Here is an 11,642-nt window from a genome sequence, read left to right on the forward strand (position 1 = left end):
ACCGGGCCGGCCGGCTGTTGCGCTAGATCATTCATCCAGCCGTCACATTGGCGCGCCCCGCCGATCAATCTCCTGCTTCCTGCGGCGTGAGACCGCCGGCACTGTTCGGCCACACCCAGTCGCGGATCTCCGGCATGTCCTCGCCGTGCTGGCGGATGTAGCGGGCGTGCTCGATCAGGGCGTCCCGGAACTTTTGCTTCACATGGGCGGCCGAGATGCAGAGCCCCGGCACGCGCTCGATCGCTTCGATCGCAAGATGAAAGCGGTCGAGCTCGTTCAGCACCACCATGTCGAACGGCGTGGTCGTGGTGCCCTCTTCGATGAAGCCGCGCACGTGCATGCCGTCATGGTTGGTGCGGTTGTAGGTCAGCCGGTGAATGAGATGCGGATAGCCATGATAGGCGAAGATCACCGGCCTATCGATCGTGAACATGCTGTCGAAATCGCGGTCGCTGAGGCCATGCGGATGCTGGTCCTTCGGCTGCAGCGTCATCAGATCGACGACATTGACGACGCGGATGTTCAAATTCGGCAGCGCCTTGCGCAAGAGGTCGACAGCGGCGAGCGTCTCCAACGTAGGGATGTCGCCGGCGCAGGCCATCACGACGTCGGGCTCCTGGTCGGCGGGCCCGGTGCCGGCCCACGGCCAGATGCCGATGCCGGCTTCGCAATGCGTGGCGGCTTCCTTCATGGTCAGCCATTGCGGCGATGGCTGCTTGCCGGCGACGATCACGTTGATGCGGTCATAGGTGCGCAAGCAGTGGTCGGCGATCCATAGCAGCGTATTCGCATCCGGCGGGAAGTAGGTGCGGACGATGTCGGCCTTCTTGTTGGAGACGAGATCGATGAAACCGGGGTCCTGATGGCTGAAGCCGTTATGGTCCTGGCGCCAGACATGCGAGGTCAGGAGGTAGTTCAGCGATGCGATCGGCCGCCGCCAGGGCAGGGCGCGCGAGACCTTCAGCCACTTGGCATGCTGGTTGAACATGGAATCCACGATGTGGATGAAGGCCTCGTAGCAGGAGAACAAGCCGTGGCGGCCGGTGAGCAGATAGCCTTCGAGCCAGCCCTGGCAGAGATGCTCGCTCAACACTTCCATGACGCGGCCATCATGGGCGAGGTGCACGTCGTAAGGCTCGATCCCTTCCATCCAGACCCGGTCGGTGGCGTCGAACACCGCATCGAGCCGGTTGGACGCGGTCTCGTCGGGACCCATGATGCGGAAGTTTCTGTTGTCCGCATTCAGCTTGACGACCTCACGCAGGAACTTGCCGAGCTCGCGAGTGGCCTCGGCGATGACGGCGCCGGGTGAGGACACCTCCACCGCGAAGGCGTGATAGTCCGGCAGTTTCAGCTCGCGCTTGAGGAGTCCGCCATTGGCGTGCGGATTGGCGCCCATCCGGCGCGGACCATGCGGTGCCAACGCCTGCAGCTCCGGCATCAGTCGGCCGTCGCCGTCGAACAGCTTCTCCGGCTCATAGCTCTTCATCCAGGATTCGAGCAAAGCGAGGTGCTCGGGTTTGCCGCGGGGATTGGCGATCGGCACCTGATGCGCGCGCCAGAAGCCCTCGACCTTCAGGCCATCGACCTCCTTTGGCCCGGTCCAGCCCTTGGGGCTACGCAGCACGATCATGGGCCATTTGGGCCGGCGCACATTCGCATCCTGCTGGCGAGCGCTCTGCTGGATCGAGCGAATGCTCGCGAGTGCGACATCGAGCGCGTCGGCCATCGCGCGGTGCATGGCTTCCGGTTCATCGCCCTCGACGAATAATGGCTCGTAGCCATAACCCTCGAATAGCTGCCGGACCTCGGTATCGCTCATGCGGCCGAGCACGGTCGGATTGGCGATCTTGTAGCCGTTGAGATGCAGGATCGGCAGCACCGCGCCGTCATGTGCGGGGTTCAGGAATTTGTTGGAGTGCCAGGAGGTGGCCAACGGCCCGGTCTCGGCCTCGCCATCGCCGACCACGCAGGCGACGATCAGGTCGGGATTGTCGAAGGCTGCGCCATAGGCATGCACCAGCGCGTAGCCGAGCTCGCCGCCCTCGTGGATCGACCCCGGCGTCTCCGGCGCCGCGTGGCTCGGGATGCCGCCGGGGAAGGAGAACTGCCGGAACAGCTTGCGCATGCCGTCCACGTCGCGCGTGATGTCCGGGTAGATCTCGCTGTAGGTGCCTTCCAGATAGGTGTTCGCCACCATGCCCGGGCCGCCATGGCCTGGGCCGCAGATATAGATCACGTCGACGTCCTGCGCGCGGATCGCCCGGTTCAGATGCGCATAGATGAAGTTCAGTCCCGGCGTGGTGCCCCAATGACCGAGCAGCCGCGGCTTGATGTGGTCAGGACGCAGAGGTTCGCGCAGCAGCGGATTGTCGAGCAGGTAGATCTGCCCCACCGAAAGATAGTTGGCCGCACGCCAGTAGCGATCGAGCAGCTCCAGATCGCTGGCCAGCTTGTTCTGCTCTGTGGGGGTGATTTGCATGGGACCTCGCTGACCCGTTCCGTTCAAGGTAGGCGCACGGAAAGAGTGACGGCGAACCCGGCTCGTTCCATCCGGTCGGTAGGATAGAACGGGATTGTGATAGCGAGCTTGCGCTGGCGCAGACCTCGACCATTGGCATTCTTGTTCTTTGTTTGTACTTTTGTTCTTGCTTTGTTCGTAATGTCTGCTATCTCTTGGCCATGAGCCGAGCATCTTCACATGCCCTCAAGCACCCGCCGGTCAAGGCGCCCTCCGAGCCGGCGGGTGCACCTCCAAGTTCTGCTGATTTTCCCGAGCTCGCTGTCGCCATCGACCAGGGCCGGCGACGCGGCCGGGGTGCACAATCCAACGCCAGCGGCCGCTATGAGGCTGAGGCGCGGGTCGCCTTCGACGACGGCTGGCAGAGTCTGGAGGAGTTACCGCCCTTCAAGACTACGGTCGCGACCGACACCTCACGCAAGGTTATCACCCGCAACGATTCGCCCGATATCGGGTTCGATCGCTCGATCAATCCCTATCGGGGCTGCGAGCATGGTTGCGTCTATTGTTTTGCCCGGCCGACCCATGCCTTTCTCGGCCTGTCGCCGGGGCTCGATTTCGAGTCCAAGCTGTTCGCCAAGCCGGACGCGCCGGCGCTGTTGGAGAAGGAGCTTTCCGCGCCGGGCTACGAACCTCGGATGATCGCGATCGGCACCAATACCGATCCATATCAGCCGATCGAGCGCGAGCGGAAGATCATGCGCGGCATCCTCGAGGTGCTGGAGCGGGTTGGCCATCCCGTCGGGATCGTGACCAAGTCGGCGCTAGTTGTGCGTGACGCCGACATCCTGGCGCGGATGGCCAAGAAGAACCTCGCCAAGGTGGCGATTTCAGTGACGACGCTCGACCCGAAGCTGGCGCGAACCATGGAGCCGCGCGCTTCGACGCCGTCGAAACGGCTGGAGGCGCTGCAGGCCTTGTCCAAGGCCGGCATCCCCACCACGGTGATGGTCGCACCGGTGATCCCTGCGCTCAACGACAGTGAGATCGAGCGCATTCTCGATGCGGCCGCCCATGCCGGCGTCAAGGAAGCCGCCTATGTTTTGCTTCGGCTGCCGCTTGAGGTGCGCGACCTGTTCCGGGAATGGCTGCTCGAGCATTACCCGGACCGCTATCGCCACGTCTTCACTCTGATCCGGGATATGCGCGGTGGCCGCGATTACGACTCGCAATGGGGTACCCGGATGAAGGGTACCGGACCGATGGCCTGGATGATCGGGCGCCGCTTCGAGATTGCCTGTGAAAGACTGGGGCTGAACAAGCGCCGGTCGAAGCTCACCACCGACCATTTCGTGCGCCCGAAGGGGGGCGGGCAGCAGCTCAGCCTGTTCTAGGAAACGTCAGTTGCAGGGAGAGTACAATGAGCGCAGGCCTGTTGCCATCGACGCCGCGGCTCACCGTCATCACGCTGGGCGTCGCTGACATGCGCGCCAGCATTTCGTTTTACGAGGCGCTGGGTTTTGCCCGAAAATTTCGGGCAACCGGCGAGGCGGTGGCGTTCTTCGACACAGGCAGCAGCGTGCTCGGACTCTATCCCTGGGACGATCTCGCGCGGGAGGCGGGTCTGTCGGGGAAATCCCGTCCGGAGACGTTTCGTGGCCTGACATTGGCGTGGAATTGCAGGTCGATCGAGGAGGTCGATCGAGCCTTGCAGCTCGCGTTGTCAATCGGAGCCACGCTGCTGAAGCCAGCGCAGAGCACCGATTATGGCGGTTACGCCGGGTATTTTGCCGATCCCGACGGGCATGTTTGGGAGGTGGTCGTCGCGCCCGGAATCGAGGTCGGTCCGGACCAACGGGTCCATCTTCCAGATTAGAGGCGGAGGATAGCGGGAATTTCGGCCGAGTTCCCGGTTGCGTGATTCGGCCGGCTTAAGCACGATCGCGGTCATGATTCGGGATCCAGCCAAAAAGCCTGCCAAGCCTGCGAAAGCCGGGAAGGGCGCCGCCAGGACCGCCGCTAAGACCGCATCCAAGGCGGGCGACGTCGCGTTGGCGAAGCCCGCCAAAGGCGTCATTGCGGTGGCGCTGCCGAGCTTTCGTCGCGAGCGCGCGTTGCGGAAGCAGGGGATCTGGCCGGTCGCCGGCTGCGACGAGGCCGGACGGGGGCCGCTCGCAGGTCCGGTCGTTGCTGCGGCCGTGGTGCTCGACCCCAAGCGGATCCCCAAGGGCCTGGACGATTCGAAACGGCTCACGGCCGAGCAGCGCGAGGTGCTGTTCGAGAAGATCTGCAAGACCTCGGCCTTTGCAGTGGCCTTCGCCTCACCTCAGCGGATCGATCGCGACAACATCCTGCGGGCCTCGCTGTGGGCGCTCTCGCGCGCCGTCGGTGCGCTGCCGGAGCCGCCGAAGCATGTTTTCGTGGACGGTCGTGACAAGATCGAGGTCGACTGCAATTGCGAGGCTGTGATCGGCGGCGATGGCCTGGTGATGTCGATCGCGGCCGCGTCCATCGTCGCCAAGGTGACCCGCGACCGGCTGATGTGCGCGCTGGCGCAGGATTGTCCGGGTTATGGCTTCGAGCAGCACAAGGGCTACGCCGTCCCGGAGCATTTGGCCGCGCTCGACCGCCTCGGACCCTCGGTCCATCATCGCAGCCTGTTCGCGCCGGTAGTGGCCGCGCGCCGGAAACACCAGCCTTGGACGGTGATGCCCGAGCCTGACCTGTTTGCCGAGACGGCAGTGGTCACATCGGCGGAAGTTGCAGTTGGCTTGTAATGCCGATTGCCTCAGCGGGGCCGCGGTCTTAATAATTTTGGCGTCCAACCAGCACCAAGCGTCACTCCTCGCTACGGGCCGCCGCCCACCTCGGCCTCGCGGTTTCGACCGCCAGATCGACCTAGACGGCTCCAAGTGAACGAGAGACGATCGCCAGCGATCCAGCCTCCCATGCGTTTCACATCCCTGGTCGTCGAACTGATTCGCGCCCGGCCGCGGCTGGTCGTGGTGATCGTGCTGTTGTGCCAGGCGCTGTTGTGGCTGGCGGTCGCGGTCTTGTTCTACCGCAGCCCTCCCGGCAATCTCGCGACGGTCCTCGCCTTCGGCCGGGAATATCAGGTCGGCACCGATCTCGGGCCGCCGCTGTCGTTCTGGCTGGCCGATATCGCCTATCGGCTGGTGGGTAATCACATGATCGGCGTGTACCTGTTGGCGGCGCTCTCGTCGGCGGTGACCTTGTGGGCCGTCTTTGCGCTCGGACGCGCGATCGTTGGAAGCCAGCACGCCGTGCTCGCAGTCCTTCTGACGATGACGGTGACCGCGTTCGGTGCGCCGACACTGGATTTCGGCCCAGACGTTCTCACCCGCCCGCTCTGGGCGCTGCTGCTGCTGCATACTTGGCAGATCCTGGGACAGAACCGGCGCAATGCCTGGTTCGCCTGGTCGATCGAGGCCGGATTGTTGCTGCTGACGACCTCGGCGGCCTTCGGCTTGCTGTTGTTGATCGTCGGCTTTGTCGTGTCCAGCGCGCGAGGGCGGCGCATCCTGAGATCGTTCGATCCCCTGTTTGCTCTGCTGGTCGTGCTGGTCCTGGCGCTGCCTTACCTGATCTTCGTCGTTCGCGCCGATACCGTCACCTGGCCCGCATTGCCTGTGCTGGCCGAACTCGGCGAACGCGCAGTGCTGTGGCTTTGGCTGCTTGGCGGCCTCCTGCTCGCCATGGCGGCGATCTGGCTGCTGGTTGTTCTCAATGCGAGCTGGGTCAGCGGCGATGAGACCGATGCGCCGATCATCTATCGGCCTGCGCTCGTGCCGCTTGCACGGGACTTCGTCTATTGCTTTGCGCTCGCGCCTCCGCTCACCTTCAGCCTGCTGTCGGGCCTGTTCGGCCGTGACACGGTGATCACCGGTCCCGGCGTCACCCTGTTGATGTCGGGACTGGCCGTCGTGGTTGCGTCTGGCGAGGTGATCCGCCTGCACCGACAGCGGCTGTTGCGCGCGGTATGGGCCGCCGCAATCGCCGCACCGGCGGTGCTCGTGGTCGGTACGACCCTGGTGCTGCCCTGGACCGGCGGCAGCGAGCTTCGGACGGCGATGCCGAGACGGCAGATCGCGCAGTTCTTCGTCGAGAGTTTCACTCGCCGTACCAATCAGCCTTTGCGCGTGGTCGCCGGCGATCCCGAACTTGCGGGCCTGATCGCGCTCGGCCACGGCCGGCCGCATCTGTTCCTGGATGCGACGCCGCAGCGGACGCCGTGGGAGAGCTTCGCCAAGTTCAATGAGACCGGGGGCATCGTCGTCTGGCGCGCTGCAGACACGGTCGGCACGCCGCCCCCCGAGATCGCGCAACGTTTCCCCGGCATCGTGCCGGAGGTGCCGCGCTCTTTCGATTGGCTGATCAACGGCCGTCAGCCGTTATTGCGGATCGGCTGGGCGATCGTGCGCCCGAAGGGGAAGTAGACGAGGAACGCGGGGGGGGGGGGCGCGGCCTTAAATCGCCAGCACCTTCTCGATGGCGCGCAGATCCTGCCAGGACAATCGCTTATAGGACGGCGAGCGCAACAGATAGGCGGGGTGGAAGGTCGCGATCGCGCGGATTACCCGCTTGCCGGTGTCATATTCGATCCAACGCCCGCGCGTGCGCATGATGCCCTCGCGGGTGCCGAGAATGGCCTGCGTCGAGGGATTGCCGAGCGTGACCAGCACGTCAGGGTCGACCAGTTCGATCTGGCGCTTGATAAAGGGCAGGCAGATCTGCGTCTCCTGCGGCGTCGGCGTCCGGTTGCCCGGTGGCCGCCAGGGGATGACATTGGCGATGTAGACCTTGGTGCGGTCGAGCCCGATGGCGCCGATCATGCGGTCCAGGAGCTTGCCGGAACGCCCGACAAAGGGCAGCCCCTCGATGTCCTCGTCGCGGCCCGGCGCCTCGCCGACGAACATGATGCGGGCCTGCGGGTTGCCGTCGGCGAAGACCAAACGCGTCGCGGTGTTCTTCAGCGCACAGCCGTCGAAGGTTTCGAGCAGGGCGCGGAGTGCCTCCAGGGTCGGGGCGGTGCGCGCCGCTTCCCGCGCCGAGGCGATCGCGGCATCCGGCGGAGGTGGCGGTTCGCCGCGCGGCGGAATAACCGCGGGCGCTGCGCGGAAGGGTTGCGGCGGCGGCGCGTCGCGGGCTACAGGAGCGCTGGCCATGGGCGCAGGCTCGGGCTCGGCCAGCCGGTTGACCGGCGCGTCGTCCAGCGCGCAGTCGACGCCGGCCTCCGAATAGAAGGCGAGCAGTTGCCTGATGTTGGGGAGGGGCTCGGGTGTCATGGGAATGGTCAGTCGAGGCCAGCATACGCCGCATCCGCCCCTGACGGAATGCATTTCCGTGGTTGTCCTTCCCGGAAAAATCGGAAACAAGAGGGCGAATACCCCTTAAACCCAGGGAAGAAACGCTCGCAAAAGGGCTGAGACCGAAAAAACATGAGCATCGAAGAATTACCTCCGCGCGAATCCATGGAGTTCGACGTCGTCATCGTCGGCGCAGGCCCCTCGGGGCTCTCGGCCGCGATCCGGCTCAAGCAGATCAATGCCGACCTCAACATCGTCGTCGTTGAGAAAGGCTCCGAGGTCGGCGCGCACATCCTGTCCGGTGCCGTCATCGATCCGACCGCGCTCGACAAGCTCATTCCGGATTGGCGCACGGACGATGACTGTCCGCTGAAGACCCAGGTCAAGGTCGACAAGTTCTTCTGGATGACCGAGAGCAGTGCGATCTCGCTGCCGGCCTTCATGATGCCGCCGCTGATGGACAATCATCATTGCTACATCGGCTCGCTCGGCAATGTCTGCCGCTGGCTTTCGCGCAAGGCCGAAGCGCTTGGGGTCGAGATCTATCCGGGCTTTGCCGCCACCGAAGTGCTCTATGATGAACACGGTGCCGTGCGCGGCATCGCCACCGGCGACATGGGCATCGCCAAGGACGGCTCGTTGAAGGCGTCCTTCACCCGCGGCATGGAACTGCTCGGCAAGTACACCCTGTTTGCCGAAGGCGCGCGCGGCAGCCTGTCCAAGCAGCTGATCGCGAAGTTTGCGCTCGACGCCAACAGCGAGCCTGCGAAATTCGGTATCGGTCTGAAGGAGGTCTGGCAGATCGATCCGGCCAAGCATCAGAAAGGCCTGATCCAGCATTCCTTCGGCTGGCCGCTCGACACCAGGACCGGCGGCGGCTCGTTCCTTTATCACTACGACGACAATCTGGTCGCGGTCGGCTTCGTCGTGCACTTGAACTACAGCGATCCCTACCTCTCGCCGTTCGAAGAGTTCCAGCGCTTCAAGACGCACCCTGCCATTCGTGCGGTGTTCGAAGGCGGCAAGCGGCTGGCCTATGGTGCCCGCGCGATCACCGAAGGCGGCTATCAGTCGGTGCCGCGGCTGTCCTTTGCCGGCGGCGTGCTGATCGGCTGCGCGGCCGGCTTCGTCAACGTGCCGCGCATCAAGGGCGTGCACAATGCGATGGGCAGCGCCATGCTGGCGGCCGAGCATGTCAGCGCCGCGATCGCGGCGGGGCGTGCCAATGACGAGTTGGGCGAATACGAGAACGCCTGGCGCGGCTCTCCGGTCGGCCAGGATCTCTACAAGGTTCGCAACGTCAAGCCGCTGTGGTCGAAGTTCGGCACCGTGATCGGCGTCGTGCTCGGCGGCCTCGACATGTGGTGCAACACGCTCGGCTTCTCGCTATTCGGCACCCAGTCGCATGGCAAGCCCGATCGCGCCACGCTCGATCCCGCCAGGGCGCACAAGCCGATTCCGGCGGCCAAGCCCGACGGCAAGCTGACCTTTGACCGCCTGTCATCGGTGTTCCTCTCCAACACCAATCATGAGGAAGACCAGCCGGTGCACCTGAAGGTGGCCGACATGGCGCTCCAGAAGAGTTCGGAACGCGACGTCTATGCCGGGCCGTCGGGCCGCTATTGCCCGGCCGGGGTTTACGAATGGGTCGAGGAGGGCGCGAGCTCGCGCTTCGTCATCAACGCCCAGAACTGCGTCCACTGTAAGACCTGCGACATCAAGGATCCGAACGGCAACATCACCTGGGTTCCGCCGGAGGGCGGCGGCGGCCCGAACTACGAGGCGATGTAATGCACGATTGCGTGAGCCGGCTGTCGAATCCCCGACCGCCGGTCACGATACGGCCATAGTAAACGCGTTTCAGGCAGCCACTTTGCCCGTCCCACGGAGGGCTGTTCGATCGAAACGCCCGGCCGTCCTTGCGGTTGGCCGCCAAACGCGGCATTGTCGGCGCTTCGGAGAGCTGCCGATTTGGGTCGTGTCCGCAACGATCTCTCGTGATTTCCACCAACCAGAGCGAACCGTGATGTCATCAACTCGTCGCAACCGCTGGACTGCCGTCGCCCTTGCCGCATTGCTGCTTCCGGTTGCAGCCGCGGCGCAGACGCCGGATCGTCCGAGCGACAGCGCCGCGCAGTTTCCGACCAGCCACGACCTGAAATCGCTCACCACCTCCGGCAGCTATCTCGCCGCGCGCCATGCCAGCGTCGAGCGCGATGCGGCCTCCGCGGCGGCCTTCTATCGCTCCGCGCTGCGCAGCGATCCGAAGAACAACGAACTGCTCGACCGCGCGTTCATCTCATCGGTCGCCGATGGCGACATCGATGAAGCGGTCAAGCTCGCCGAGCGCATCCTGACCGTCGACAAGTCCAACAAGATCGCGCGCCTCGTCGTCGGCGTGCAGGACATCAAGCAGAAGAAATACGCGGCCGCGCAGGCCAACATCAACCAGTCGGTGCGCGGTCCGATCACCGATCTCGTCGCCACGCTGCTGTCCGCCTGGGCGGCCTATGGCGCGGGCGATACCAAGACGGCGGTCGCGAATATCGACAAGCTCGCTGGTCCCGAATGGTATCCGATCTTCAAGGACCTGCATGCGGGCATGATCTATGAGCTCGCCGGCAAGGAGAAGGACGCCGGTGCGCGCTTCGAGCGCGCCTATAAGCTCGACGATTCGATGCTGCGGATCACCGAGGCCTATGCGCATTGGCTCTCGCGCAACAAGGACGCCGCTTCTGCGACCGCCATCTATGAGGCGTTTGACAAGAAGCTCGCGCGGCATCCGCTGGTGATGGAAGGTCTGCGCGAGACCAAGGCCGGCAAGAAGCTGCCGCCGCTGGTGGATTCGGCGCAGGCCGGTGCGGCCGAGGCGCTCTATGGAATCGGCGCGACGCTGACCCGCCGCGGCGGCGAGGATCTCGCGCTGGTCTATCTGCAGCTCGCGCTGCATCTGCAGCCGAACCACCCGCTGGCGCTGCTGTCGCTCGCGGATCTCTACGAGACCGTGAAGAAGCCGCAGATGGCGATCAAGGTCTATGAGCGGGTGCCGGCGTCGTCGCCCTTGAAGCGCAATGCGCAGATCCAGCTTGCGACCGATCTCGACCAGGCCGACCGCAGCGACGAGGCGATCAAGATCCTGAAGGACGTGATCGCGCAGGATTCGAAGGACCTCGAAGCCATCATGGCGCTCGGCAATATCGAGCGTGGCCGCAAGAAGTTCGCCGACTGCGCCCAGACCTATTCGCTCGGCATCGACTCGCTGCCGCCGAACAACGACAAGGCCAACAGCATCTATTACTACTATCGCGGCATCTGCGAGGAGCGTTCCAAGCAGTGGCCCAAGGCTGAGGCCGATATGCGCAAGGCGCTGGAGCTGCAGCCCGATCAGCCGCATGTCCTCAACTATCTCGGCTATTCCTGGATCGACCAGGGCACCAACCTCGACGAAGGCATGAAGATGATCAAGCATGCCGTCGAGCAGCGGCCCGACGACGGCTACATCGTCGACTCGCTCGGCTGGGCCTATTACCGCCTCGGCAATTACGAGGAGGCGGTGAAGAACCTCGAGCGTGCGATCGATCTGAAGCCGGAAGATCCGACCATCAACGATCACCTCGGCGATGCCTATTGGCGTATCGGTCGCAAGCTGGAAGCCAAGTTCCAGTGGGCACATGCGCGCGACCTCAAGCCCGAGCCGGACGACCTGCCGAAGATCGAGGCCAAGATCCAGAACGGCCTGCCGGACGAGCCTACGCCGGCAGCGGCTTCCGCCGACAATAAGGACGCCGCTGTTGACAAGAAGAAGGACGACGGCAAGGAAGACGGCAAGGGCGGCTGAGAGCCGCAGCTTGGGG

General features: G+C 64.4%; 8 protein-coding genes. 6 read left to right on the forward strand and 2 right to left on the reverse strand.

From position 1 onward, the window contains the following. Positions 1-64 precede the first annotated feature (64 nt). Positions 65-2,482: a phosphoketolase family protein gene (locus QX034_RS21670; protein ID WP_315706721.1), complete on the reverse strand. Its 2,418-nt coding sequence runs from the start codon at positions 2,480-2,482 to the stop codon at positions 65-67. A gap of 200 nt (positions 2,483-2,682) precedes the next feature. Between QX034_RS21670 and QX034_RS21675 the strand changes: the two genes are divergently transcribed. The 4 genes from QX034_RS21675 to QX034_RS21690 all read left to right on the forward strand — a co-directional run bounded on the left by QX034_RS21675 (position 2,683) and on the right by QX034_RS21690 (position 6,918). Continuing rightward, a complete protein-coding gene (locus QX034_RS21675; protein ID WP_315706720.1) occupies positions 2,683-3,855 on the forward strand; it encodes a PA0069 family radical SAM protein in 1,173 nt (390 codons plus the stop codon). A 26-nt stretch (positions 3,856-3,881) separates the two neighbouring features. Then, on the forward strand, positions 3,882-4,337 hold the full coding sequence (locus tag QX034_RS21680; RefSeq protein WP_315706719.1) for a VOC family protein: 456 nt from the start codon (positions 3,882-3,884) through the stop codon (positions 4,335-4,337). Between the two features lie 73 nt (positions 4,338-4,410). Then, a complete protein-coding gene (locus tag QX034_RS21685) occupies positions 4,411-5,238 on the forward strand; it encodes a ribonuclease HII (protein WP_315706718.1) in 828 nt (275 codons plus the stop codon). 171 nt (positions 5,239-5,409) lie between these two features. After that, positions 5,410-6,918, forward strand: a complete 1,509-nt coding sequence (locus QX034_RS21690) for a glycosyltransferase family 39 protein (protein WP_315706717.1) — start codon at positions 5,410-5,412, stop codon at positions 6,916-6,918. Between the two features lie 30 nt (positions 6,919-6,948). On the opposite strand, the gene QX034_RS21695 is transcribed toward QX034_RS21690, so the two are convergent. Further along, a complete protein-coding gene (locus tag QX034_RS21695; RefSeq protein WP_315706716.1) occupies positions 6,949-7,767 on the reverse strand; it encodes a uracil-DNA glycosylase in 819 nt (272 codons plus the stop codon). A 153-nt stretch (positions 7,768-7,920) separates the two neighbouring features. Between QX034_RS21695 and QX034_RS21700 the strand changes: the two genes are divergently transcribed. Together QX034_RS21700 and QX034_RS21705 are read left to right on the forward strand one after the other, a co-directional pair. Further along, entirely contained in the window at positions 7,921-9,579 is a 1,659-nt protein-coding gene (locus QX034_RS21700) for an electron transfer flavoprotein-ubiquinone oxidoreductase (RefSeq protein WP_315706715.1), read from the forward strand. 235 nt (positions 9,580-9,814) lie between these two features. Continuing rightward, positions 9,815-11,626 (forward strand): tetratricopeptide repeat protein, encoded by a 1,812-nt coding sequence (locus QX034_RS21705; protein ID WP_315728403.1) that lies wholly within the window; start codon positions 9,815-9,817, stop codon positions 11,624-11,626. Positions 11,627-11,642 lie beyond the last annotated feature (16 nt).

It is taken from the genome of Bradyrhizobium sp. SZCCHNR3119 (assembly GCF_032487775.1).
Classification (GTDB): domain Bacteria; phylum Pseudomonadota; class Alphaproteobacteria; order Rhizobiales; family Xanthobacteraceae; genus Bradyrhizobium.